At 58.3% G+C, this 25,879-nt stretch carries 23 protein-coding genes; 9 read left to right on the top strand and 14 right to left on the bottom strand.

Features of this window, described 5'->3' with window-relative positions:
* Nucleotides 1–71 precede the first annotated feature (71 nt).
* A complete protein-coding gene (locus KB449_RS32665) occupies nucleotides 72–452 on the top strand; it encodes a MerR family transcriptional regulator (RefSeq protein ID WP_282912337.1) in 381 nt (126 codons plus the stop codon).
* A 114-nt stretch (nucleotides 453–566) separates the two neighbouring features.
* On the opposite strand, the gene KB449_RS32660 is transcribed toward KB449_RS32665, so the two are convergent.
* From KB449_RS32660 to KB449_RS32635, 6 genes are all read right to left on the bottom strand, one after another.
* The gene (locus KB449_RS32660) at nucleotides 567–1,496 is read right to left on the bottom strand and encodes an MBL fold metallo-hydrolase (protein ID WP_282912336.1); all 930 of its coding nucleotides are present in this window, start codon (nucleotides 1,494–1,496) and stop codon (nucleotides 567–569) included.
* Between the two features lie 25 nt (nucleotides 1,497–1,521).
* Nucleotides 1,522–2,574 carry an ABC transporter substrate-binding protein gene (locus tag KB449_RS32655; RefSeq protein ID WP_282912335.1) on the bottom strand — a complete coding sequence of 351 codons (1,053 nt, stop codon included), beginning with the start codon at nucleotides 2,572–2,574 and terminating at the stop codon, nucleotides 1,522–1,524.
* Between the two features lie 26 nt (nucleotides 2,575–2,600).
* The gene (locus KB449_RS32650; protein WP_282912334.1) at nucleotides 2,601–3,365 is read right to left on the bottom strand and encodes an ABC transporter permease; all 765 of its coding nucleotides are present in this window, start codon (nucleotides 3,363–3,365) and stop codon (nucleotides 2,601–2,603) included.
* A complete protein-coding gene (locus KB449_RS32645; RefSeq protein ID WP_282912333.1) occupies nucleotides 3,298–4,137 on the bottom strand; it encodes an ABC transporter ATP-binding protein in 840 nt (279 codons plus the stop codon). The genes KB449_RS32650 and KB449_RS32645 overlap by 68 nt, the downstream gene beginning before the upstream one ends.
* 30 nt (nucleotides 4,138–4,167) lie before the next feature.
* A complete protein-coding gene (locus tag KB449_RS32640) occupies nucleotides 4,168–4,848 on the bottom strand; it encodes a Crp/Fnr family transcriptional regulator (RefSeq protein WP_282912332.1) in 681 nt (226 codons plus the stop codon).
* Nucleotides 4,849–5,416: 568 nt separating this feature from the next.
* Nucleotides 5,417–5,782, bottom strand: a complete 366-nt coding sequence (locus KB449_RS32635) for an ArsR/SmtB family transcription factor (protein ID WP_282912331.1) — start codon at nucleotides 5,780–5,782, stop codon at nucleotides 5,417–5,419.
* Between the two features lie 208 nt (nucleotides 5,783–5,990).
* Between KB449_RS32635 and KB449_RS32630 the strand changes: the two genes are divergently transcribed.
* The gene (locus KB449_RS32630) at nucleotides 5,991–8,249 is read left to right on the top strand and encodes a heavy metal translocating P-type ATPase (protein WP_282912330.1); all 2,259 of its coding nucleotides are present in this window, start codon (nucleotides 5,991–5,993) and stop codon (nucleotides 8,247–8,249) included.
* Nucleotides 8,250–8,323: 74 nt separating this feature from the next.
* On the opposite strand, the gene KB449_RS32625 is transcribed toward KB449_RS32630, so the two are convergent.
* From KB449_RS32625 to KB449_RS32610, 4 genes are all read right to left on the bottom strand, one after another.
* Complete coding sequence (locus KB449_RS32625; protein ID WP_282912329.1) at nucleotides 8,324–9,118, bottom strand: alpha/beta fold hydrolase; 795 nt, start codon at nucleotides 9,116–9,118, stop codon at nucleotides 8,324–8,326.
* 136 nt (nucleotides 9,119–9,254) lie between these two features.
* Entirely contained in the window at nucleotides 9,255–10,232 is a 978-nt protein-coding gene (locus KB449_RS32620) for an arsenic resistance protein (protein WP_282912328.1), read from the bottom strand.
* A 59-nt stretch (nucleotides 10,233–10,291) separates the two neighbouring features.
* Entirely contained in the window at nucleotides 10,292–11,098 is an 807-nt protein-coding gene (locus KB449_RS32615) for a copper amine oxidase N-terminal domain-containing protein (RefSeq protein WP_282912327.1), read from the bottom strand.
* 64 nt (nucleotides 11,099–11,162) lie between these two features.
* Entirely contained in the window at nucleotides 11,163–12,446 is a 1,284-nt protein-coding gene (locus tag KB449_RS32610; RefSeq protein ID WP_282912326.1) for a DUF1963 domain-containing protein, read from the bottom strand.
* 208 nt (nucleotides 12,447–12,654) lie between these two features.
* On the opposite strand from KB449_RS32610, the gene KB449_RS32605 reads away from it, so the two are divergent.
* The 7 genes from KB449_RS32605 to KB449_RS32575 all read left to right on the top strand — a co-directional run bounded on the left by KB449_RS32605 (nucleotide 12,655) and on the right by KB449_RS32575 (nucleotide 21,892).
* Complete coding sequence (locus tag KB449_RS32605; RefSeq protein ID WP_282912325.1) at nucleotides 12,655–13,620, top strand: ABC transporter permease; 966 nt, start codon at nucleotides 12,655–12,657, stop codon at nucleotides 13,618–13,620.
* Between the two features lie 12 nt (nucleotides 13,621–13,632).
* Nucleotides 13,633–14,514 (top strand): carbohydrate ABC transporter permease, encoded by an 882-nt coding sequence (locus tag KB449_RS32600; RefSeq protein WP_282912324.1) that lies wholly within the window; start codon nucleotides 13,633–13,635, stop codon nucleotides 14,512–14,514.
* A gap of 39 nt (nucleotides 14,515–14,553) precedes the next feature.
* Nucleotides 14,554–16,248: a type 2 periplasmic-binding domain-containing protein gene (locus tag KB449_RS32595; protein WP_282912323.1), complete on the top strand. Its 1,695-nt coding sequence runs from the start codon at nucleotides 14,554–14,556 to the stop codon at nucleotides 16,246–16,248.
* A 160-nt stretch (nucleotides 16,249–16,408) separates the two neighbouring features.
* Complete coding sequence (locus KB449_RS32590) at nucleotides 16,409–18,172, top strand: cache domain-containing sensor histidine kinase (RefSeq protein ID WP_282912322.1); 1,764 nt, start codon at nucleotides 16,409–16,411, stop codon at nucleotides 18,170–18,172.
* A complete protein-coding gene (locus KB449_RS32585) occupies nucleotides 18,165–19,712 on the top strand; it encodes a response regulator (RefSeq protein WP_282912321.1) in 1,548 nt (515 codons plus the stop codon). The genes KB449_RS32590 and KB449_RS32585 overlap by 8 nt, the downstream gene beginning before the upstream one ends.
* 364 nt (nucleotides 19,713–20,076) lie before the next feature.
* Nucleotides 20,077–20,685, top strand: coding sequence for a hypothetical protein (locus KB449_RS32580; RefSeq protein WP_282912320.1), 609 nt, complete (start codon nucleotides 20,077–20,079; stop codon nucleotides 20,683–20,685).
* Between the two features lie 253 nt (nucleotides 20,686–20,938).
* Nucleotides 20,939–21,892: an EamA family transporter gene (locus KB449_RS32575; RefSeq protein ID WP_282912319.1), complete on the top strand. Its 954-nt coding sequence runs from the start codon at nucleotides 20,939–20,941 to the stop codon at nucleotides 21,890–21,892.
* A gap of 60 nt (nucleotides 21,893–21,952) precedes the next feature.
* Here the strand turns inward: KB449_RS32575 and KB449_RS32570 are convergent, their stop codons facing one another.
* The 4 genes from KB449_RS32570 to KB449_RS32555 form a co-directional block, all read right to left on the bottom strand.
* On the bottom strand, nucleotides 21,953–22,630 hold the full coding sequence (locus KB449_RS32570; protein ID WP_282912318.1) for an ABC transporter ATP-binding protein: 678 nt from the start codon (nucleotides 22,628–22,630) through the stop codon (nucleotides 21,953–21,955).
* The gene (locus tag KB449_RS32565; RefSeq protein ID WP_282912317.1) at nucleotides 22,627–23,754 is read right to left on the bottom strand and encodes an ABC transporter permease; all 1,128 of its coding nucleotides are present in this window, start codon (nucleotides 23,752–23,754) and stop codon (nucleotides 22,627–22,629) included. The genes KB449_RS32570 and KB449_RS32565 overlap by 4 nt, the downstream gene beginning before the upstream one ends.
* Nucleotides 23,755–23,821: 67 nt before the next feature.
* A complete protein-coding gene (locus tag KB449_RS32560) occupies nucleotides 23,822–25,201 on the bottom strand; it encodes a sensor histidine kinase (protein WP_282912316.1) in 1,380 nt (459 codons plus the stop codon).
* Nucleotides 25,198–25,875 (bottom strand): response regulator transcription factor, encoded by a 678-nt coding sequence (locus KB449_RS32555; RefSeq protein ID WP_282912315.1) that lies wholly within the window; start codon nucleotides 25,873–25,875, stop codon nucleotides 25,198–25,200. The genes KB449_RS32560 and KB449_RS32555 overlap by 4 nt, the downstream gene beginning before the upstream one ends.
* Between the last annotated feature and the right edge of the window lie 4 nt (nucleotides 25,876–25,879).

Here is a 25,879-nt window from a genome sequence, read left to right as displayed (position 1 = left end):
TTGATATTCACAGCTTTACTGTAAACTATAGAGTTGACTCTAAGGCAAGCCGTTCATAAGGAGCGTCGCGAATGAAAATTCAGGAACTCGCCGACAGGATCGGGTTATCGGTTCACACCATTCGTTATTACGAAAAAGAAGGGCTGCTGGACGAGCGTCACCTCCGGCGGGACAACAACAATTATCGTCATTATTCCGACGAAGCGATCGAGCGTCTGACGCTGGTCAAAAGATTTCAAAGCGTCGGTTGTTCGCTGACGGAGCTGAAGCAAATTTTGCAGGGTCTGGATACGAATACGACGACTACGCAGCAGGGGATCGAATGGGTTTTATCCAAAATCAAAGAGATCGAGCGCAAGAAGGAAGAGTACGATCAAGTGCTGGCTACGCTCAACCGGATGCTGGCGTACAAAACGGCTTTGCAGAACGATTCCGGCAAGCAGCATCGTTAGCCGCCGTCACGCCTTGTCGCCACTATGCCTTGATGCTCTGACTTGTCGCCGCTATGCCCTGATGCCCTGATGCCCTACCGATTGGATGCGCCGGCTGCCCCAACCCGCTGCGCGCTACTTTAATTCGAAGGCCATCAAGTCCCGGCCGACGGTAATCGGGCCGTCGTAAATATCGCTCATTCCTTCGATATACGCCTGCTCCGCGGCCTCGTTCGCCTCCGGCGCGGGAATATGATGCGTTAGCACGAGATGCTTCACCCCCGCCCGCTGCGCGATCCGCGCCGCTTCAAGCGTCGTCGTATGATATTTGGCGGGGTTCGACAGCGCCTTCTCATGCTGCGGATATTGCCCGATCAGGGCGTCCAGCCACGGTTTGTTGTACGCCTCGTGAACGAGCAGGTCCGCTCCGGCCGCTTGCCGTTCCATGCTGGCCACCGGAATCGTATCGCCCGAGATGACGGCTGTCTTGCCGTTATACTCGAACTTGTAGGCGACGGCCGGATAAACCGGGCGATGGTCCACCTCGAAGGCGGTAATCCGGATGCCGTCTCGGTCGTAGACAACGCCCTCGTTGCACTCCGTATATTCGATGCGCGAGCCCGCTTCGTCCGACAGGTTATAGCTGATTCGAAGCTTGACGTCGAACTCGAAGGACTCCCTCATTTTTCCGATGATCGCCTGTGTCGTCTCCGGTCCGTACACCTGCATCGGCACCGAGCGGCCTTCAAACACCCGCTCGGCGGTCATATGCGTGCGCCAGCTCGTGATGAAGACGTCGAAAAATCCGCCGTTGTGATCGTAGTGGTGATGGGTGAACAAGACGTCGGATATCCGCTGAGGCATGACGCCCGCCTTGACCAGCTGGTCCACCGCGGCACCCCCGCAATCGACGAGAAAAGCCTTGTCTCCCGCGAGCACCACGGCTCCCGGCTTCGCGCGCCCATAGAAAGCGCGGGGGGAGCCCGTGCCCAGCAGAACGACGGTCAGATGCGGGTGGTGGTCCGGGCGCAAATTTTCTTGCGGCTGAATGTATATCCCTGTCATCGATCTCATTCCTCTCTTCGTCGGTCTATTTGCCTTCCTGCGTCTCCTCCAGCAGCGACAGATCGTACAGGCCTGCCAGATCCAGGCCGTCCGCGCCCACGTCCTTGATGTAGCCCGCATCGACCGCGACCTGCGCCATAGCCTGCAAGGCGTCCCGGTCGATGTTCGCCGTCAGGCTGAGGTGCGATAGCGCGGCTTTGATCAGTTCTGCGTCCAGGCCCTTCCCTGTCAGCTCCTTCAGCTCGTCGCTGACCAGCGCGTACGTGTCGTCCGGGTTGTCCTGGATGAATTGGATAGCGTCCTTGTTGGCGAGAATAACCGATTTGGCCAGGTCGCGATGCGCCTTGAGGAAGCCGTCGCTCGCGACGATGATCGTGAGCGGATAATTCCCCTTGTTGGGCGGAATCTGATCCCAGTCGACGGCGATCTCGCCGATGCCTTCGTTCGCGATCTGCGTACCCCACGGTTCGGGCACGAGCGCCGCGTCCACCTGGCCTTGCTTCATAGCCGTCAGCGTATCGGCCGGCGCCATGGCGATAATCTGCACGCCGCTCTTGTCCGCCGTCACCTTGAGCCCTTGCTCCTGAAGCAGCAGGCGGAGCGAGATCTCGTTCGTGCTCCCCTTGGTCGGAATGGCGACCAGCTTGCCTGCCAGGTCCTTGACGCCCGTCACGCCGGCGCCCTTCCTCGCCACGAGCACCGCGCCGCCGTTGTTCGCGCCCGACAGAATCTTGATGTTCTTGCTTCTGACATATTGATTGATGACCGGGCTTGGACCGACATAACCGATATCGATCTCGCCCGTCGCCATCGCTGTCGAGAAGTCGGAGCCGTTGTTGAAGCCCTGTACTTCGATCTTCACGTTTGCGCCGAGACGATCTTGCAGATAGCCCTTCTTGATCGAGACGAAGGCCGGCGCATGTGTGACGTTTTTGAGCAATCCGATCTTCACCGTGACCGGGTCGGCCGGCTTGGCGCTGTCGTCGCTCCCCGAATTGGAGTTGCCGCAGCCGGACAACAGCGTCAGCATGAGGATCAGAACGATCGAAAAACTTGAATAAGCGGCTTTTTTGAACATGAATGAGTCCCCTTTTCTTGTTAAGCTTACGTCTTAGCCGTGTTCAGGCCGTATTGGAGCAAGATCCGGTCCTCGATCCGCTTGAAGACGAGGTGGTCGGAGATCGTGCCGAGGATCGCGATCACGAGCACGATGCAGAGCATCAGGGAGGTGTCGCCGAGGCTGCGCCCTTCCTCCAGCAGCTGCCCGAGCCCGATGCCGCGCGCGATGAGCTCGCCGGAGACGAGCGCCCGCCAGGCGAACGCCCAGGCCATGCGCATGCCCGTGATCAGCTGCGGAATCGCGGCGGGGACCATCACCTGGTAGAAAAGCCGGAACCCGCGGCCTGTCCCGAACATCTGCGCCGACTTCAGATAGATCGGCGGAATGTTCTTGATGCCGCTCCGGCTCGCGATCGTCATCGTCCAGGTCGCCCCGATCGTCGTGATGAATACGACGGCGAAGTCGCTCAGCCCGAACCAGATGATCGCAAAAGGCAGCCAGGCGATGCTCGGCACCGTCTGCAGCGCCACGACGACGAAGCCGAAAGTCTCGTCCAGCAGCCGGCTCCGGGCGAACAGAACGCCGAGCGTCATGCCGATGACGCACGACAGGGCGAACGCGACGAGGATGCGCCTCAAGCTGCCCAGCGTCGCCGTGAGCAGCTGACCGTCCGCCATCCCGTCGTAGAACGTCCGCATCGTCTGCAGCGCCGACGGGAAGCGCCAGCCCCAGTGCATCGTTCTATATGCCGTCTCCCAGATTATGAGCAGCAGAAGGAGAAAGAGGGCTTTTCTCCAAAGTGTAGTCATCGCCGTATTCCTCCTTCGCCACCTTCTCCAACTCGGCGGCCAACGTGTCCATGATCTGACTCTCGATGCGGTGCAGCAAGGAGTCGCCAGGCTCCCGCGGCCGCGCCGCCTGTATGCGGAATTCCTTTTTAATCCGGCCCGGACGCGTGGACATGACGAGCACCCGCTCCGACAGCGTGACCGCCTCCCGAATGTTGTGCGTGATGAACAGGATCGTCTTCCGCGTGCTGAGCCAGATCTGCTCCAATTCCTTGTGCAGCAGCAGCCTCGTCTGCTCGTCGAGCGCGGCGAACGGCTCGTCCATGAGCAGAATCTCCGGATCCATGACGAGCGCCCGCGCGATCGCCACCCGCTGCTTCATCCCGCCGGACAACTCATGCGGATAACGGTCCGCGAACTTGCCCAGGTGGACGGTCCGGATCTGCTCCATGGCGCGCTCGCGGCGCTCCTTTTTGTTGACCCCCTTCTGCTTGAGACCGAAGGCGACGTTCTCCAGGACTGTGAGCCACGGATACAGCGCGTGGTCCTGGAATACGACGATCCGGTCGGGCCCGGGGGCCGTGACAGTCCTGCCGTTCGCTTCGACGCGGCCGCGATCGGCCCGCTCGAGTCCCGCCACCAGATTGAGCAGCGTGGACTTGCCGCAGCCCGATGGGCCGAGGATCGAGACGAACTCCCCCTTCCCGATCTCGAAGGAGATGTCGTCCAAGGCGGTATAGCCGGCTCCGCCCCGCTGCGTAAACGTCTTGCCGATTCCCTCTAGCCGAATCATGCTCCGCTACCCCCATGGCTTTTCGTATCGTTACAAGCGCTGCTCAAACGCATCCGTATCGAAAATAACGACCTGCTTCTTCTCGTAGCGAACGATGCCTTCGTCCCGCCACCGGCCGAGCGTCTCGGTCACCGTCTGCCTGCTGCACCCGATGACATAGGAGATCTCCTCGTGGCTCAGCGGAAGCGTGACGACCGTCTCCTTTCCCGTGCGAACGCCAAGCTGCAGCAATAGCTGCGCCAGCCGCCAGGCCACCGGCCGCGAGATAAGCGTCTCCACGTAGCGCTGCGTCTGCAGCAGCCGGCGGGCGTTGGCCACCGTGAGCGCGAAGAGGGCATCTGGATGCTGCTTGAGGAGATCCGTGAAGGAGGATGCCGGGATCGACAGAATGCGGCTGTCCGTTATGCATCGCGCGTAACGCTGCCTCTTTTGCCCCGTCAGCACCTCCGCCGCGCCGAACACCTCGCCCCTGTGCCGCAGGAACAGGGTGATGCTCTGGCCCTCCTGCGCGAACTGCGAGATTTTCACCAGCCCGTCCCGGACGAAGTAAATCTCCTGGCTGTCCTCTTCGCTCCTGAAAATAAAGGCATTCTTCTTCACGTCGCGGGAAGCGCCGAATTCCTCGAAGAGCTTCGCTAACGCCAGCTGCTCGGCTTCGCCGTTATCCGTTGCGGACCCATCCGAATAGGAGGAAATACCCCCTTGGTTCATCGTCCATGCGCCCCTCTCTGGCTGACTGCTAATTCAAAGTTAGCTCATCGGTATTTATGATTATATGGGATAGTTTAAAACAAAAACTGTCGGGTTGCCGACAAAATTGAGATGGAAACCGAGGTTTATTTCTCGGAGAGGGCCGCGGAGGTAAAAAAAAGTTGTCCCGAAGGCCTGCTGGCCTTTGAGACAACCGTTATAGCGAGCGACCCGGCAGCGCCGCCGCCGATTCGCGCAAATATTTGTTCGTCCGCGTCACAGTCCTTTCCCGCGTCACTCTCTCGCCGAAATGCCTGCAAATATACAGGTAATTTTGCCGATATAAGCCCTTTTGGACATAATAGATGCGAAAATACAGGTATTTTCCTTCATCGGCCGGATTTTCGGCTTGTGTTTTATATTTACCTGCACATTTGCAGGTATTTCATCACGTGCCGTTGGTCGGCAAAAAATACATGTATAGATGCAGGCTTTTGACCCGCCAAAACATTAAAAAAAGCGCCGGCACTCAGAGAATGCTCATAAAAATATCCATCCCGCGGCGCGAGATGGACATTCATCAAGCGATCTATTTATGCCTCAGGTGCTCCAGCGTAACCTGTACGATCTCCTCGATATGCGAGTCGTCCAGCGAGTAGTAGACGGTTTTGCCGACCTTGCGCCGCTTGACCATCCGCATGTTCCTGAGATATCTGAGCTGATGCGATACGGCGGATTGTCCCATCTCAAGCAGCTCGGACAAATCGTGCACGCATAATTCGCGCCGCATCAGCGCGCTTATAATTTTAACGCGGGTAGGATCGCTCAGCACTTTGAACCACTCCGCGATATCATGGATGAGCGGTTCTTCGATCATCTCCGATTTGACTCGAACCAGGTCTACCTCCGAACCTCCGCATGTAACTTCGCACTCGTCCGTTATATGCTGCTGCATCCTTGACACCTCTTATCTTCCGTAAGCGATGACTCATTATAACAGACGGCCCTCTAATTAGAAAAGATTACGGTTAACCGCTGACCGGCGTCAGAACGCTTAATCCCGCACGCGGAAAAACGTTTGAAAAGATTGACATCCTCTTTTCTCCGGCATATCATATGAACATATACTCATATGTTGCAAACGAGATTGGAGCTGTGCGCCGATGACGATGGAACTTCGAGTGAAGGGACTGTCCTGTCCGAATTGTACCCAGGAGCTCGAGCAAGAAATCAAACAGCTCGAGCACGGGCAGACCGCAAAGTTAAGCTATAATTCCGGGAAGCTAACCGTCGATGAGAAGATCGATCTGGACAAGGTCGCACGAATCCTCAAATCGGACGGCGCTTCGTTGGAGCGCCGCCAGCATCGCGCGCATGATCTTGGACATGGACATGGGGCTCATGAAGGGCATGCTGGCCAGGACCATGGGTATGATCACGAACAGGAGCAAGGGAACAATCACGGTCCCGACCATGGACATGATCACAGCCACGACCATGGTCACGACCAGGGACACGATCATGATCACGGCCATGATCATGGACACGACCACGCGCATGACCATGGAGCCGGGGGCACCAAGCGCATCGTCTGGCTGTTGGCCATCTCCACTCTTTTGTACGCAGGCACGATGTTCGCGCAAGACTTGCTGCCGCAGGCCGTCTCCATCTCCCTTTATATTCTGGCTTCACTCCTTAGCGGGTATTCCACCTTCTGGCGCGGACTCAAGAACCTCGCGAAGTTCAAGTTCAACATCGACACCCTGATGACGATTGCCCTCATCGGCGCTGCCGCGATCGGGGATTGGAAAGAAGCGACGCTTGTCGCCATCTTGTTCGGCCTCAACGAGCTGCTCGAGGGGATGGGCATGGAAAAGGCGCGCAAGTCGATGGAGACGCTGCTGCAGGTCGCCCCCAAGGAAGCCGTGAGGCTGGAAAACGGCACCGAGACGGTCGTTCCCATCGCCAGCCTGACGGTCGGCGATATCGTCATCGTGAGGCCCGGCGAGAAGATCCCCTCCGACGGCACGGTCGCAAGCGGCAAAAGCTCGGTTAACGAAGCCGCAATAACAGGCGAGTCTCTTCCGGTGGAGAAGACGAGCGGACAATCCGTGTTCGGCGGCAGCATCAACAACGAAGGCGTGCTCCAGGTCCGCATCGACAAAGCGTACCAAGACTCCTCGCTGGCCAGGATTCTCCATCTGGTGCAGGAAGCCCAGGAGACCAAGACGCCTACGGAGTTGTTCATCAATAAGTTTTCGAGGTATTATACGCCGCTCATCATCCTTGTTGCGCTTCTGGTTCTCCTCGTCCCGCCCCTGCTTCTCGGAGGCGATTGGCAGAAGTGGCTCTACCAGGGCCTGGCGGTTCTGATCGTCGGCTGCCCGTGCGCGCTCATCCTGTCCTCTCCGATCGCGATCGTGTCCGGCATTACCCGCAATGCGCGCAACGGGATTCTGGTTAAAGGCGGGGTTTTCCTGGAACAGCTGGGCAAGCTGGACACGCTCGCCTTCGACAAGACCGGTACGCTGACCAAAGGCGAACCGCATGTGGAAAAGACCGACGTGTATGACGAAGCGAGGTTCTTCCCCGTGGCCGGTGCCATCGAGAAAGTCTCCATCCATCCGCTGGCCAAAGCGGTGATGAAGGAGATCGACCGGCTCGGTACCGCGGTCGGCGAAGCCGACGACATTCAGACGGTGTCCGGCCAAGGGATCACGGCAGTCTACGAGGGGCGCAAATACTGGCTGGGCAACGAGAAGAACATGTCCCACATCACCTTCACGGAAGAGGTCCGCGCTGCCGTGCAACGTCTTAAGGACGACGGCTTGACGCTCGTGCTGCTGGCCGACGAGCGCGACGTGCTGGGTATGTTCGGCATCGCCGACGAGATTCGCGAGGAGAGCGCGGACGTGATCGGGGAGCTGCACCGCAGCGGCATCCGCCGCACGGTTATGCTGACCGGCGATCACCGGAAGACGGCGGAAAAGGTCGCGAGAGCAGTCGGCGTCAGCGAATACCACGGCGGCCTGCTTCCGGAGGATAAAGTAACGAAGGTGAAGGAACTGGCCGCTACCGGAACCGTCGGCATGATCGGGGACGGCATCAATGACGCCCCGGCGCTCGCCTCCGCCCAGCTCGGCATCGCGATGGGCAAGGGAACGGACAGCGCCATCGAGACCGCGGATATCGTGCTGATGCAGGACCATCTCGGCAAGCTGCCGTCCGCGATTCGGATCGCGCGCAGGGTGAACCGGATTATCCGGTTCAACATTAGCGTAGCGCTGGGGCTTAAGCTCATCGCCCTGCTGCTCACGATCCCCGGCTGGCTGACGCTGTGGATCGCGATCCTCTCCGACATGGGCGCGACGATCTTCGTCACCCTGGTCAGCCTGACGGTCCTCATCCAGAGACGCTCCTAAGCGCGTAAAAGCCCCGGCATGCAGTCGCTTCGCCGGGGCATTCGGGCATAGACATAGGGCAACAATGTCGACGGTCAGTCCCGTCCCGCTTCGTAAAGCTTTTGCGCCACCATAGCCGGCCTTGTGCGCGAATCCGTCATGTGGTCCCCGTCGCCGACGATCAGCCGGAACTGACCGAGCCGAATGGACATATGCGGATTCCAGCCGAAGCCCTCTCCTTGCGGCAATACATTGTCCTGATAGAAATACACATAGCTTTTTGGCGTAGGCAGCGCATAAAAGGCTTTGAGATTCAGCTTCTCGAAAAGCGGCTTGGCCGGCTCCGGCGCGACGCTCGCGTAGATCCATTTGGCCACGTCCAAGGCAGCCGTATTCACGAACAGATCCCGGAACAACGGGAACGGCAGCATAATCGTATCGTCCCTGGAGCTCGCTCGAAGCTGCTCGAAGCCTTGCCTCGTCTGCGGCGGCACCTCGTCTACAACCGATTCGCCGTCCTTCAATACAAAGGCGTCCCAGAAGACGAGACGCTTAATGCGCTCCGGCACCTGCTCGGCCGCCTTCTGAACGACCGTTCCGCCAAAGCTGTGCCCCACGAGAACGATATCCCGCAAATTCAGCTTCGTTATAAAGTCGACGACAGACTTCGTGATCATCGCATGCGTAACGTTCTTGTTCGGGTCTCCCCCGTGCCCGGCATATTCCGGCGTATAGACGACATGCCCGTTCCCGCGCAGCACCGCCGCTATATCGTCCCAGAAGCGGGCGTCCGCCCAGGAGCCATGCACCAGCACGAACGTAAGCCGCTGCTGCGCATGGCGATGGTCTAGATACGGGAAGCGGCGAATTTCCGGATAATAAGGATACATGCACAAACACCCTCTCGAATCGGCATCTATCAGCTTATGCCTACCGAAATCGAAGGGTGCTCGCAGCAATGCGGATCACCGTCAGGCTAAAAAGGCTGCCATTTTGCAGGATCGTTGTCAGCGACGCACGCCGGCTCTAATGTGAGTCACGCAGAAACGCATTCGGAATGATGCGAACATAAACCAGTTCGCCCGCGAGCTCGACAATCGTCTGCGTTACAATGATCGCAGCGACAAGCGTGCTCCATTCTTCAGGCAGCGCTAGCGCGAGGGGAAGAACCACCAGGGAGTTGCGCGTTCCCGCGCTGAAAATAACGGCCCGCCCCGATCTCGCGTCCAGCCGAAACCCTTTTACGATGAACCGGGTAACGATCGGCATGATGCACATGAAGGCGATGTAGATAGGAATGACTTGGATAATCGTGTCCCGGTAGACGGATAACTTGCCGATCTGAGACGAAACGATAATAAAGAGCGTTAAGGCCATCAGCGGAACGGGAATCCACGCAGACGCATCCATCAGTCGCCCACCGCCACTGCGGGCTTTCTTAGCAAACAATTGCAGTCCTACAGCCAACAGAAGCGGCAATACGATGATGATCAGAAAAGCTTCCACAAAAGGTCCGGGACTAACAATCTCGGACGCCTTATTGCCCATGAACAGCCACAGGTAAACGGGCAGCAGAAGCATTTGCGTAACAAAAAGGATAGGCGTGGACAAGAGCATCGCTTTTTCGTCGCCGCGCCCGATTTGAGTGAACACGATGACGTAATCGATGCAAGGCGCCAGCAGAACCAGATACACGCCCAGCAATACAGGAGATTGTTGGGGTAAAAACTGCGTTAGCGCCCATACGACAATCGGTACTGCGATATAATTGGCGGTCAGGATGGCGAGGATGAAGCGCCGGTTGCCAAGCGACTCCTTGATGGAGGTGAACGGAATCTGCGTAAACATCCCGAACATGAGAACGGCGATGACGGTTGAAATGAGATTATGATGATCTAAGCCGGTCATCAGATCAGGAGCCGCCAGGCCAAGACCGGCCGCTAATACTAATGTCGCGACATACAGCCAAACCTGGTTATGTTCAAGCTTATTGCGGGTCATCATCGCTTTAGGTTCACCATTCTCTCTATTTCTCGGTAATGTCGTGCCCGTCAATGCATATATTAAGGATTTACGATTTCGTCTACCCGCTTGAAAGAAACGGAACTGACCTTCCAGCCCTTATCCTTATCCGCGTAAACCAGCGTAGCATACCGATAAAGCGTCTCGTTGTTCGAATTCATTCCAGAAGACTGAACCAGGGTCGCCGTACGATCATCTTTATAGGTAACGCCGGATGGATAGATCGTTTTAAACTTAAAGTCATTCTCGAGTCCTTTGCTTTGAACAAGAGTGTTAATAAATGGGTCCGTAAAATAAGGGCTGAAATACGTTCGGATTTGCTTCATCGCAGAAATGTCGGTCGCTTCATTTAATTTGTCCACCAACATTTGGGCTCGCTGATCCGTGATTCGTCTGGACGACGGAACTTCGACGTTCCGGTCCATACTGACGACAAGCTGTCGTTCTCCCGTAGTAATCGTCGCTTGCCTGGCTTGCTGATCCCAGCCGACCTCAGCCCCCAGCGTTTGGCTTACAAAGCGCAGCGGAACGTACGTCATGCCTCCATAAAATAACCGCGCCGGAACGTCAAGCGTCACTAGGGTTTGGTTCACCGATACGTTCGGAGAATCCAGCGTGAGCACGATCGTTGTGCCCTCCCGCGTGATGGTGATTTGTTTGCTTGGTTGATCCCACTGTACGTCCGCGCCCAAATTTTCCGATACCGCCCGCAAAGGAATCAGCACCCGATTGTTTTGAAGCTTTCCGCTGTCTAATTGAATAGGCGCGCTGTCCGCATAGCTGAATGTCTCAAATGTCGGCAAAATCAGCATCGCCGCAGCCAGTATAGATACGATCCTTTTCTTCAACATCAAGCCCTCCTAGAAACCTTCGTATAATATATAAACACCCCACTTTATAGAAAGGTTGCTTTCAGGACTGTTGATAATTCACGGCCGCAATCAGGCAAGCTCTGCAGAGGAAAGCATAATAAATCCCCTCGCTGTCCGCCGCCTGCTCCATATCGATCTGTCCGATAAATGTCGTCGTCTCCTGGCAGCAGGGACAAGCGGGGTAATCCGCATCCTGAATCCAGGACGGGTGGCCGCCGATCTGAGAGGCGGGTGCCTCAAGCGTCCAGTAAGCCCCTTCGTACGTTCCCCTCGGCCGATCCGACAGCCGCAATGGAAATGAAAAAATTCCCTCGTCCGGATCCGTATCCGGCAAATATTCGGGAACGATATTGAGCGGACTCCACGAATAGCCGCCGTCCAGCGTCACCTTCGTAAAGACAGTGCCGTAGCAGTTACAATGCAAGCAGGCCGCAATTTTTAGCCGCTGCCCGGACAGCTTTAGAAAGCGAGCGATCGGCGCCGTTAGATCAAAGTCTAACAGCACCGTCAGCTTGCCGCGGCACCAGGGACAAGCTTGTTCATCCGTCTGCAGGGCTGCGACCGCCGACCGTGCAGGCTCTTTTTCGCCGGAACCTTCCTCACAAACCTCAAAATGATAGCACGCCGGGTGGAAAAGCAGCCGCTTCCGGCCTTCTTGATCCAGTTCCCAGCCGGCTTCATGCGCGTATTTCTCCGGAGGAAGATAAAGGTCGGACGCCCAGCGGGGTGGACTTTTCCTCCATTTTGCAAACAACTGCACAACCTCTTCATCGCCGATCCAGGCTAATGCAAGCAGCAGATGATTCCGGTTATCCGTATCGCGTTGAACCAATCGAATCAGTTCATCGCGGATCGCCGGACCCGCGGCCTTATAGAGGATACCGGGATCATACTTTTCTTGGCGAAATAGGGCAACCAAACCTCGCTCGATGCGTTCGTTTGTAAAGCACACCAGCGACAGCAGGATCGTCTCGGCTTGATCAAAATCCTCCTGCTCTATCAACGAGATCGCGTACGTCTCCATTTGCTCCCGTTGGGCCGCGGTCAAACTATGGTAGAGCTCCTGCGCGCCTTTAGGATAAGGAATTTCCCGCACAAGCGGGTCGTATTGTCGGGGCGCATGCATGATCTTAAGAATCTCGACCGGATCCGTAACGCCATCGTACCGATCGACGTCTTTTCTATTTTGCAAAATATAAGCTTCCCTCTCCCTGGCCAGCTTCTTCTGATGGCATGGCATGCAGATCCCGCCTGTCTTGAGCGCGGTTGCGGGAAGGATCGTGGCCGAGCAGCCGACGTTTTGACAAGGTATGCGTTCGGTCATTGAATTCTCTCCTCTATGCGAGCCATTCTCGAATTGCGCATGGCATGGCGGTTTCACCTTCTTCCATCATACTACCAGGTCATTCCTATCTGAGACCAATCCGATTCGCACGTGCACATTTTCAGTCGTGCCGTGCACATCGCCGCCGAGGCATCGTGCTAAAATCTAAAACTGTAAACGCTAACATGAACTGCAAAGGAGGAGAGCAATGGCTCAGCCCGTTCCGGCCGCCCCATCCGTGCCCGCCCCAGGAGCGCCCGCAGCCGAAGTGACGCTGTGGCGGCGGATCGTGCGGCATCGCATGCTGTACCTGATGTTTTTGCCGGTAGCCGTCTACTACATCGTGTTCCGCTACTGGCCGATCGGACTTGCCTGGATCGTTGCCTTCAAAGATCTGAAGCTCGGCATGGGCGTGTTCGACAGCGCCTGGGTCGGACTGGACAATTTCCGCGTTATGTTCGAGGACCCCGAGATCGTCAACGTGCTGCGCAATACGGTGGAGATCAGCCTGCTGCGCATCGTGGTCGGATTTTTTCCGCCGATTATTCTGGCCATCATGTTCCATGACCTGTCCTCCGGCAGGTTAAAAAAATGGCTGCAGAGCGCCGTCTACATTCCCCACTTTTTTTCGTGGGTCATCATTTTCGGCATCGTGTTCGCGTTTTTCTCCACCGGCACGGGCTTCGTCAACAATGTGCTGGAGGCCATGGGCCTCTCCAGGATCGAGTTTTTCCTGTCCGAGGGCTGGTTCCGCCCGATCCTGATCGGCTCCGCGCTGTGGAAGGAGATCGGCTGGAGCACAATCATCTATCTCGCGGCGCTCAGCACGATCGACGCCCAGCTGTACGAGGCGGCAAAGATCGACGGCGCAGGACCGCTCCGACGCATCTTCGCCGTCACGCTGCCGGGCATTCTGTCCGTCGTCACCTTCGTGCTCTGCCTCAGCCTCGGCAATATTTTGTTCGCGGGCGGCGAGCAGATCCTGCTTTTCTACAACAAAGCGGTGCTCGACACGGCGGACGTCATCGAGACCTGGGTGTACCGCGAGGGACTGAGCCGGCTGCAATTCAGCGTAGGCACGGCCGTCGGTTTGTTCCAATCGCTGATCGGCATGGTCGTCATCCTGGCCGGCAATACGCTGGCGAAGCGGTATACCGGCCGCGGCATCTGGTAGAGGAGGCTGCATATGAAAAGCAATTCGGCTGGCGAGCGCGCCTACCAGATCGTGATCCATCTTATCGTCCTGCTCGTCGCGGCATCTGCCGTCTTTCCCCTGCTGTATGTCATCGGCATGTCGCTGACGACCAAGTCGGAGATGATCGCCCGCGATTATTTCGTCATCGTCCCTCATGCCCCGACGCTGGAGGCCTACAAACGGATCATGTCCTCCTCTGTCATCTGGCATTCGTTCGTCGTCTCCGTCCTGCGGAGCACGGTCGGTCCGCTGCTGACGCTGACGCTCACCGCCATCGGCGCTTATGTGCTGGCGCAGCGGACGCTACCCGGCCGCGGCATCTTCCTGCTCTTCATCCTCGCCACGATCCTGTTCAACGGCGGACTGATCCCGACCTATCTGGTCGTGAAGCAGACCGGGCTGATCGATTCGTTCTGGTCGATGATCCTGCCGATCATGGTGGACAGCTTCGGACTGCTGGTCATCAAGATTTTCATCGAAAATCTGCCCGACGGCCTGACCGAATCCGCGCGGATCGACGGCGCCGGCGACTGGAGCATGCTGTGGCGGATCGTGCTGCCGCTCGCGGCCCCCGCGCTCGCTGCCATCGGCCTGTTCAACCTGGTCGCGCACTGGAACAGCTGGTTCGACGCGCTGCTGTACCTGAACGACAAGTCGATGTACCCGCTGCAGATGGTGCTCAAGAACATGCTCACGATCGACTCCGTCAGCGGCGACTCGATGAACGCGATGCTGAAGACGTCGCAGTCGATCAGCACGGAGACGCTGAAGATGGCGGCGGTCGTCGTCGGCATCATCCCGGTGCTGTGCGTCTATCCGTTTTTGCAAAAGCATTTTGCCAAAGGCATGTACATGGGCTCCGTAAAGGGCTGAGGCGCCTACTATTCTACTATTAATAAAGGGGGCATTCCTGTGAAAAAAAGAAAGCATTACGCCGCCATGGCCGCAGCCGTCGCCGCTTGCACGCTGCTGAGCGCCTGCTCCGGCAACGGCAACGAGCCTAAGCAGGCAGCGCCGTCCAGCGGCGCAGCCGCAACCGCAAGCGGGGCTGCGAGCGCCAAGCCGTCCGGTGGCGATATGGGAGCGCCGGTCAAGGAGTTGAGCTACCCGGATGCATTCCCCGCCGTGCCGAAGGCGGTCGACAGCGCCAGCTACGCCTACGACGATCTGAGCAAGAAATACGATCTGGACGTGATGGTAGCGGGCGCCTTCAACCAGCCGGTACCGGAGGACAAGATCAAGTCCTACCTGGAGAAGCAGTTCAATGTCTCCCTGACGTTCTCCAGCATGAACGGCGAGGATCTCAAAAACGCCGTCACCGTCCGCTATGCCTCCGGTGACGAGCCCGATCTCGTCATGTTCCCGTTCAAGGACGTAGCGCTGTCGCTCTACAACAGCGGCCAGCTGCTGGACGCCCGCGAGATGCTGCCGTATATGCCGCAGACGATGCAGTATGTGACGAAGGATTATGCGAACTGGGCGACCGTCGACGGCAATATGATCGGCATCCCCCGCTATCCGGTATTTCCGGACAACTGGGGCTACTTCATCCGCCAAGACTGGCTGCAGAAGCTCGGCATGAGCGCGCCGACCAACGAAGACGAGCTTTACGCCTACGCCAAGGCGGTCGCCGAGAAGGATCCGGACGGCAACAACAAGGCGGACACCTGGCTAATGGCCACAGCCGGCGGCGGCAACGGTTGGTCGATGATGGACGCGCTGAAGACGATGTACGGGCATCCGAGCTGGAACGTGGCGGACGGCAAGATCAACCATCCGATGCTCGACGGCACGACGAAGCGGTTCCTGCAATTCGTGAAGAAGCTGTACGACGAAAAGCTGCTCGCCCCCGACTGGTACACGATCGGCTGGGAGCCGTTCAAGGCCTACAGTCTCAACGACCAGATCGGCATGGTCTGGTATCCGGGCTGGAACATCGTCGACGAGCAGTACAACGCCAAGAAAAAGGACGCCGCAGCCGTCAAACTGTGGGAGCCGCTCCAGCCGCTCAAATCCAGCGACGGCAAGGGCGGCATGTACGGTCCGGGCGGCAATCCCGGCGGACTTTTCATCGTATCGAAAAAGGTAGCGAGCGATCCCGGCAAGATGAAGCGGATCGCGCATCTGATCGACTCGATGATCTATCCGAACGTCAACTACTGGGCGGTATCGCAGGGCGGCGGACCGGAGATTTTTCCCGACGACTCCCGCGTACAGGTGAACGACGACGGCACGAACGTATTTTTCATCAAGGACACCCACATCCAGAAAGCGAAGCCGGAATATCAATCGCTCGCCGACTGGCAGTTCTTCGGCTACACGCTGATCTGGCAGGTGTACGACGACGAGCCCGTCGGCGTCACGGGCAGCAAGTTCAACCAGCAGATCGTCGCCATGCCACGCTACAAAAACTACGATATGTACCTGACGCTCGACGGACCGACCGTCACCAAGCTGAACGACTTCCAGAACAAAAACGAGATCTCGTTCGTGCTCGGCAAAAAGTCGTTCGACGACTGGGATAAATACGTGGAGGACTGGAAAAAAGCCGGCGGCCAGAAGCTGATCGACAGCGCGGCCGAGCAGCTGAAGGTAGAGAAGCAGTAATGAGGCGGGCCGAGCCGGTGTCCACGGACACCGGTTTCAGGCGATTCGCGGACCGATGTCGCGGTGGCGCATGGCTCTGAAGGAGGCTTGTACGCGGCGAACGATCGTGCGTATAATCGATGTATTTCATAAGCCTCGCAGAGGGAGGAGCTGGGCCGCCTTGGACTGGTACAGAATCGGCTCCCGCTACAAGCTTATCCTGCTGCTGGTCATCCCCAGCACGCTGTTCGTCATCATTGTCACGCAGATCGCCAAGGCCAACGCCCTGCACTTCTTGCGGGATACACAGAACGAGGCGCTGGCGGGCATGGCCGGCCAGGTCGTGCATCTGATCGGCATTTACAATAACGAGATTACGTACAACATGCTGGAGACGGAGGAGATCGTGAAGCAGGAGGGCGGCGCGGGAGATCGCCTGTACGAAGCGATGCATACGGTCGCCAAGGTGCGCGCCGACTTCGTGCGGGGCGTCGTCTATATCGGCGCGGACGGCGCGATCACCGGCTATCCCTCCGCTTTCTGGGGCAACTTCTCCGACAAGGAAGAGGCGCTAATCCACGAGCAGGCGTCGCGCAGCCGGGGCGTGTTCGAATGGTCGAACACGATCCGCTCCGACATCGGACGGTCCGGCACGTTCGGGCCGACCAGCATCGTCACGAAGTCTGTATACGACGACGGCGGACAGCTGATCGGCTATCTGGCTTTTCTCGTGGACCTCTCCGCGTTCCTGGAGCGCAGCGCGACGTTCGCCGGCAGCTACGAGACGCAGACGCTGCTGTACGACCGCGAGGACGCGCTGATCGACTACCTCGGCGCGACCGATCTGGCCTCTCCGCCGGTACTTTTTTCGGAGGAAAAAGTGCAAACGCTCTCTTCGGCGCTGGCCTATCTGGACAGCCGGGGCGTCTACCACTCCGTCGCGAGCATGGAAGCCAATCTGGGCTGGAAGGTCGTCGTCGTGGGCGACGTGGAAAAGCTGGAGTCGCGATTCGAGCCGCTCAGCCAGATCGCCTGGGCGATCCTGCTGTTCGGATTAGCGGGCTTCCTTTGCATTCACATCGCGGTGTCCTGGTGGTTCACGCGGCCGATCCTCCTGCTGACCAAGGGCATGCGTACCGTAGCCAAAGGCAAGCTGGATACGAAGCTTGCGGTCGTGCGCCGCGACGAGTTCGGCGAGCTGGCGAACCAGTTCAACCGGATGACGGACACGGTCAGGGAGCTGATCTCCGACCTCCGGCGCACGGAGGCCGCCAAGCGGCAATCCGAGCTGCAGGCGCTGCTGTCGCAGATTAATCCTCACTTTCTCTACAATACGCTCAACACGATCGATATGATGGTCGACTTCAGCCCGAAGAACGAGCTGCACGCCATGATCCATGTGCTGTGCCGGCTGCTGAAGTACAGTCTGGACGGCAACGAGGTGCGGACGCTGGCGGATGAGCTGCAATATACGAAGGACTATCTGTACATTCAATCGGTCCGGTACGAGCATCGGTTCGAGTGCCGCGTCGCGCAGGCTGGAGAAGCGTTAGCCCGCCTCCCCGTGCTGAAGCTCGTGCTCCAGCCCATCGTCGAAAACGCCGTCTTCCACGGCCTGCACGCGCTGGAAGGACGCCGCGGCAGCCTGAGCGTGACGGCCGAGCGGGAGGGCGGCATGCTGCTGCTGACGGTGGCGGACAATGGCGTCGGCATGACGCGCGAGCGGCTTGATGCGCTGCGCGCTGTGCTCGAGAGCGAAGACGGCGGCACAGAGGAATTCGGCATCGGCGTACGAAACGTGCACCGGCGCATTCGGCTGTTCTACGGTCCCGAATACGGGATCGTCATCGACAGCGCGGAAGGCGAAGGCACGGTGATGACGATCAGGCTGCCGGCGGGGACGGATGCCCGCCCGGCGCTTAAGGAGGGCACGGCGGATGGATGAACCGGCGATGAAGGTGCTCGTCGTGGACGACGAACCGATGGCCCGCAGGCGGATCCGCTCGTTCGCGCTGGAGGAGCGCGGCTTCGTCATCGCGGGCGAAGCCGAGAACGGCGAGCAGGCCTGGCGCATGATCCGGGAGTCCCCGCCGGATATCGTGGTCGCGGATATCGGCATGCCGGTGCTGGACGGCCTCCGGCTGCTGGAGCGGGTGCGGGGACTGGCGTCGGCCCCCAAAGTCATTCTGCTCACTTGCTACGAGGACTTCGACAAGATCCAGGCGGCGCTCCGCCTCGGCGCCCATGATTATATCACCAAGCTGCTGCTGTCCGAGGCGGAATTCGTCGCCTGCCTGTCCAAGGCCGCCGACGATATCCGGCGGGAGCGCCGCCACCGGCACAAGGCGATACGGCAGCTCTTGCTGGAGCTGCTGCTCTCCGGAGACGAGGCGCGGGCCTCGCTGGAGCAGCTCGCCGCCCTGTCCTTTCCCGCGCGACAGCACCGGCTGGCGTTGGTCCGCTTCGCGCCGGAGCGCGGGAGAACGCTGCACCCGGCGGAGCCGGCGTTCGAGGACGAGAGCGGGCCTTACGCGTCGCTCGTCCTGCCCGTAGAGCCCGGCCTGTGGGCGATGATTGCCGTCTCGCGGGAGCGGAGCGAGGGCGCGGACTTCCTCGCCTGGACGATGAACGCGCTGCGCCGCGGCGGCGAAGCCTGCCGGGCGCTCGGCGTGCCGACCGTGCAGGCGCTGTCCGATCGGCGCGGCGACCTGCTGCTGCTGCCGCGCGCGCTGGCGGAATGCCGGCGGCTGCTGGACGCCGCATTTTACGCGCCCCTCGGCGAGCCAGTCACGCCGCGGAACGAGACGGCGCCTGGCGAATACCCACCGGATCGGCTCGACGCGCTGCTGCGGGATTGCCGGACCGCGATGGAGCGCCACGATTATGCGGCGGCAGGAGAGACGCTGCTGCGATGGGCGGACGAAGCCGCCGCGCACAGGCCGGCGCCCGCCCGGCTTCGCCTGATAGGCGCGGCGCTGGCCGGCTGCCTGCATGACGGCCCCGTCAGGCTGCGCGACGGCACGGAGGCGCAGCTGCGGCAGCGGCTGCAGCAGCGGATCGCGGCAGCGGGCCATATGACGGAGCTGCGGGAGGCGGTGGAGGAAGCCGCGGAGCTGCTGCGGGAGACGCCGTCCCCGGCTCCGGCCATCCGGTCCGAGATTCGCGAGGCGCTGCGCCTCATTGAGACGGAATATGGCGAGGACCTCGATCTGCAGGCGGCGGCCAGGCATGTCAGCCTGAGCCCGAGCTGGTTCGGCGCGCTGTTCCGCCAGGAGACGGGGCAGAGCTTCTCGGACTACCTGCAGGATTACCGGCTGGAGCGCGCCCGCGAGCTGCTGCTGCGTACCGATCTGAAAATCTACGAGGTCGCCGCCGGTACCGGCATTCCCAACTCGCGTTACTTCTCCAGGCTGTTCGCCGACAAGTACGAGACGAGTCCGCAGGAGTACCGGGCGCGGATGCGCGAGGCGCGCTGCCGGCGATAGAAGGCAAGTGTGGAGACAGGTTGCACGAACAGGCTGAATGCGCCCAGCTACATGGCAAGTCCGCACTCGTGGCCGGGGCGATGTAGCTCTATATGGAGCTACATGGCGGGTCGGCGCAAGCAATTGCGGCGAAGTAGCTCTACATAGAACTACTTGGCGGGTCGGCGCAAGCAATTGCGGCGAAGTAGCTCTACATGGAACTACTTGGTGGGGCCGCGCGAGCAACTGGGGCGAAGTAGCTCTACATAGAACTACTTGGCGGGTCGGCGCAAGCAACAGGGGTAAAGTAGCTCTAAATGGAACTACTCGACAGATCGGTGCAACTCTTCCACTGGGTTTTAATGGCGGCAGGAGGTCTCTGAAAGTGAATCATGCTGATCTGCAAAACATAAACGCTGAAGTCTTAGAGATGATCAGGAAAAAGCAGAAGCAGCCTGAAGTTTTACGGCGGTTTTTCTTATCGCTCGTTTTGGTGCAGGAAAACGAGGACGAAAATGAAACAATCGACAAAGAAATCGTCCAGGAGTTCATGTACACCTGCTTCCAGTTCATTGTGGAGTCAAACTATACGGCCAGCGGCGATATGTATTTTGTGGAGTTTCGAGAAACTTACGATGTCCTCAAAAGAATGCTGATGTCCCCAACAAGTCCACCAGAAGAGAAGTTGAACGATCAGTTCGCCGAGTTATGGCAGTATGAGGCGGACACGCGCGAATTTAAAACGAAATACGACGCTATTAAAAAAGAAATTAAGAATCGAATCCATCACGCTTCGAAAGAAGAGCACCTTCAAAAGGCTCTTGTTCTATCGGTTTTGAACCTGACGACAAGCTTCTTATTCAGGTCCGGCTATTGGAAGCACCCTATGACGCATGGCCTTATCCGCACGAATCGGGAACAAATGCTCGAGGCCGACCTTGTTTGCTTTTGGGAGCTGTATGAGCTGCTCATGGCATTGATCGGTATGATGTAAGACTTGTAGATCTTTCACAAATTATCGCAAATTATTTGGTAGGTTGCCACAAACCTTTTAACGATTTATACTAGATTCCATTCGTATAACCTCGCAGACGCATGCAGCACACAGGGCGAGGGTTTCTACAGGGGCCTAAACTTCCTAACTACGAACCTCGAACCAAGCTTAGCGCTTGATTCAGGTGACGGAGTTAGGATTTTTTGCGTCCGGACCGGCGCGAACAAATACAAGCAAGGGAGATATTGCAGCAATGAAATATTATGTGGCCGTTCTCGCGGGAGCGATGAGCTACGGCATATTGTCGACGATCGTGGTTTTGGCATACGGGCGGGGCTACCAGCTGGGCGAGGTTGTCGGAAGCCAGCTTTTAATTGGCGTTATTTTGTCCTGGTTGCTCGTTATCTATACCAAATTTAAACAGAGCCGAAAAAAGCGCCCAGCGGGACAAGTGCAAGACGCAGCTCGCCTGCCTTCGGGGTCCCTGCGGCTAAAGTGGAAGCAGCGCGTGATTCTGATGGTTGCCGGCACGCCAACGGTCATCACCGGCCTCGTGTACTATCAATCGCTGCGTTATATTCCGGCATCGCTCGCGATTATCCTCTTGTTCCAATTCACCTGGATCAGCGTGCTGATTCAGGCTTTGATGCGACGCCAGCGCCCCAATAAAGTAACGCTATTTACGCTGCTGGTGCTGTTTGGCGGCACGCTGATCGCCGCAGGTTTTCTTGAGCAGGGGCTTGGCAAAATCAATGTCTGGGGCATCGCCTTGGGTCTGATGTCGGCGGTCAGCTATTCGCTGTTCGTGCTGTTTAGCGGCAAGGTCGTGCCCGAAGCTCATCCCGTTTACCGGAGCGCCTGGATGGTAACCGGCGGCTTCGTTCTGCTGTGCATCTTGTTCCCGCCGGCGTTCCTTTTCAACGGACTGCTCTGGAGCCCGCTGCTTGTGATTGGCCTGCTGCTCGGTTTCTTCGGCGCTTTCATTCCGCCCGTCCTGTTCGTCTACGGCGTTCCCCATATCGGAGGCGGAATGGCAGGAATCATGGGAGCCGTCGAGCTGCCGGTGGCGGTGCTGATGTCCGCTACCGTACTTCGCGAGCACGTAAGCGGATGGCAGTGGATCGGCGTGGCGGTCGTGCTTGTCGGCGTCGCGCTGCCCGAGCTGTACCGGTTATCGCGATCGGGGAGGATGTTTTCCTGGCAATGATGACCGGCGGTAAAACGCCTGCTGCAGAAGCAGCAGGCTGTTTAGGCTTTATCTTCAGATTTATTTCTCAACCAAACTGCCGTTCTCTAAATAAAGCACGCGATCGCACAGCGGCAGCACCCGCTCGTCGTGCGTAACCATAACGGCGCTCTTGCCCCGCTCCTGTGCCTCCCGGGCAATCATTCGCACCACGTCCATGCCTCTGGCGGCATCCAGGCTCGCCGTCGGCTCGTCCGCCAGCAGCACGGCCGGATCGTTCATGAGCGCTCTTGCGATCGCGACGCGCTGGCGCTCGCCGCCCGACAATTTGTCGGGATAAGCATGTCTGCGGCCGTCCAGGCCCAGCTTATGAAGCAGCTCGCTTGTGCGTGCAGCCGTGTGCGCTTTGCTCGTCGCTTCCAGCCTGTTGACCAGTATCAGCTGCTCTTCTACCTTCAGATAAGGGATCAGATTGGCGCTTTGAAAAATAAATCCGAGCTTGCGAAGCCGCAGATCGGAGAGCTCCTGCTTCTCCTTGCCGGCCAGCGACTCTCCGTCGATGAGCACTTCGCCGCTTGTCGGCGCCAGAAGCGCGCCCGCGATTGAGAGGAACGTGCTCTTCCCGGAACCGGAAGGCCCCATCACCGCGACGAGTTCCCCTTCCGACACTTGCAGATTGAGACGATCGAGCACCGTTCGCCTCGTGCCGCCATCCTCGAAGGCATGCGTGATGTCGCGCAGAATCAGTCTGTGTCTCATGCCGCCGTCCTCCCGATCGCATCCAGCGCGTCGATTCGGGCGACCTTCCAGACCGAGAGCAAGGAGCCGGCCAGAGACATCGCGATAAAAGCGCCGCTCGTTAACGCCAGCGCAGAGGCTTGCAGCCTAAATGGCATGCCGGCAGGCAAGAACGCCGCCATGGCTTGAACAAGCAGCATGCTGAGCGCAAGGCTGCCTGCCGTCAGGAGCAAGACTTGAAAGGCAACGCTGCGGGCCAGATAAGCCGTGCGCGTGCCGATCGCCTTTAAAATGCCGAACTGGCTGCTCTTCTGGATCGTGATGACATAAAAGAATACGCCCAGCACAAAGGAGGAGATGATAAACAGGAAAATAATCATCATCCACAGCGAGCCCTGCTCCTCCTTGTAGCCCGGAATGGCCGATACGGCATCCGACTTGGCGACGACTTCGGCATCGGACAAGGTCGCGGCCAGCCGCTCCGCCTGATTTTTAGTCGCCTTTACCGCAATGGCGCTATACGTCGTCCCGTCACCTGCCCCTCCTCCTGCCAGCCTTGCGGACGATTTGAGCAGAAGCTGCCGCCAATCGTATAGATTCAGGATGACCGCGGGCGAATGGCTGAACGATTCCTCGCTTACGAATCCGCCGACGGTCCACTTCGTGCCGGAAGCTTGATCGACAATAACGGTGCCGAGACGCACGCCAGATTCCTTCAGTTTCCGATCGACAAGCACTCGCCCTGCGTCCTGCGGGTTGAGCGCCGACCCTTCAACCGCTGCGGGCGTCAGCCAACCCTCCGGTCTCATGCCGAGCAGCGTCACGTCCAGCTTGCCTGCAGCGCCTTCCGCGGTCACGGTTGTCATCCTGACCCCCAGCGGCTCCGCGTTTTTTTCGCCGACGACTTGGTTTGCCTGCCCCAGTGCCTGCTCCCCGATCTGCGAGCGGGTGAAGCGATGATTCGAGTCTTTCTCCATCATAAAATGCGTAGCGTCCATATTTTGAATGGATGCCGCATTGTCATAGGCAAGCCCGCGGGCCAGTCCGGTTACGAACAGCACGAGAAACGAGACGAGCAGCATAATAATGGCGATGAGCGCGTAGCGTCCTTTGGAAAATCTGATCTCTCGAATAGCTAGATACATCCGGCTTCCCCTCCTCCTGGATGTCTCCAGTATAGGAAGCCAACATAAACGGCACATAAATAAAGAATTACAATTTGGGCAGGGTGACCGTAAACTGCGTGCCTGCGCCTGGCGAGCTGCTCACTTCAATGTTTCCTTTGTGCAGCTGCACGATTCTCTTGACGATAGCCAGGCCCAGACCCGTGCGGCCCGATGCGCGCTCCCTCGCGCGGTCGGCGCGGTAGAACCGGTCGAACAGAAACGGCAAATGCTCCGGCGCGATTCCCTCTCCCGTATCCTTAAACGTGACAGCGACGTGCATCGGTCCGTCCTCTGCGCGAACTTCAATGCTTCGCCCGCGCGGAATATGATTCACCGCGTTGTCCAGCAGGTTCGACCACACTTGCTGCAGCAAGACCTCATCGCCATATACGGTAACAGAAGCCGAAACGGACAGCTTGAGCAGCAGCTCCTTCTCTTCCATCTGCCATTGCAGCATATCGACGACTTGACGGATATGACCGTGCAGGGAGAAGCGCTTTTTGTTCAACGCCTCTTCCCCTTGCTCAAGGGAAGAGAGCTGCAGCAGCTGTTTGCTCAGCAAGGACAGATGGCGGCTCTCGCCTTCCACGATGGAGGCGTATTGCTTTCGTTCTTCTTCCGGCAGCTCCCCTTTGGCCAACACCTTGGCGAAGCCCTGGATGGAAGTGAGCGGCGATTGGATCTCGTGCGATACGTTGGATACGAACTGCTGCCGTGCGAGGTCGACCCGCTCCAGTTCGCGGCTCATCGTCATGAAGTGCGAAGCCAATTGACCGATCTCGTCGCGTCTGCGCGTCGTAAGCCGGAGATTGTAGTTCCCTTGCGCAAGACGCTTCGTCGCATCGGTCAGCCTCGTAATCGGCTTGACGATATAGCGCGTGCTGATCAGGAACAGCAGAATACTGATAATAATGGTCAGTAAGCCGATCAGCGCAAAAAAAATACGAAGCTCGCCGAACTGCAGCAGCACGTCCGGACGCATGAATAAGGCATAGTTTTTCCCGGATGTCCGGATCGGCACGCCTACCGTATTGCTCAAGCGATTATCGAAAAAGCCTGAGATAAACGGTTTGTTCGGGAACTGCGCCACGCCGTGATACACGCTTCCGCCCAGCACGTCTGCAACGCGTTGCTCGTTCAAATCTTGCTGACGAAAGCTTTTCCCGTAGAAACGCGCCTCTCCTTGTCCGTCCGTCACATAGATCTCGTATCCAAGCGCGGCCGCGTTGTGCAGATAACGCTCCATATCCGCAGGGTCGGATTCAATAAAAAGCCTCATGTTCTCGGCAATGTCCACCAGCTTCTTGTCGTTAAAGGGCTTCAGCTTCATATGGTAGTAAACGTTCGAGGCGAGGAATCCCAGCACGCTGCTGGCGAATATGACCGCCAACGTGATCAGGAACACGCGATAGTACAGGCTCTTCATTTTTCCTTCACCACGATCTTGTAGCCGAAGCCGCGAACCGTTTGAATGACAAAATCGTCCGCATAATCGGCAAAGCGCTGCCGCAGCCTGTTGATGTGCACATTCACCGTATTGTCGTCTCCTTCATAATCGTGCCCCCATACGAGTCGGATCAGCTCGTCGCGGGTGAATAGGCGTCCCGGATATTGCGCAAGCTGGGCCAGCAGCTCGAACTCTTTCATGGGCAGCAGAAAAACGGATTCGCCGTCGGACACTTCGACGTTTTTGCGGTCGATGGTAATGCGATGCATCCGGATGATGTCGCTCGCTGCGCGCTTATAGCGCCGGAACAACGCCTTGACCCGGTAGAGAAGCTCTTCCGGCTCGAAGGGCTTGGTCACATAATCGTCCGTCCCTTTGAGATAGCCTTGTTCTTTGTCGGACAACTCGCCTCTGGCCGTCAGCAAAATAACGGGGATATCGTAGTGCTGCCGTATATGCGCGCACAGCTCGAACCCGTCCATCAGCGGCATCATCACATCGATGATGGCGAGATCCACCGGCGTACGCTCCATGAGCGCTGCCGCCTCGGCACCGTCCCGGGCCTCGTGCACGCGATATCCCTCCCGGGTCATCACATAGCGCACGAGCGCCCTAATATTCGCATCGTCGTCAGCCAGCAGAAGATGGTTCAAGATG

This window comes from Cohnella hashimotonis, assembly GCF_030014955.1.
Lineage (GTDB): Bacteria > Bacillota > Bacilli > Paenibacillales > Paenibacillaceae > Cohnella > Cohnella hashimotonis.
Note: the sequence above shows the minus strand (reverse complement) of the source record. Positions and strands in the feature narration are given on the sequence as shown.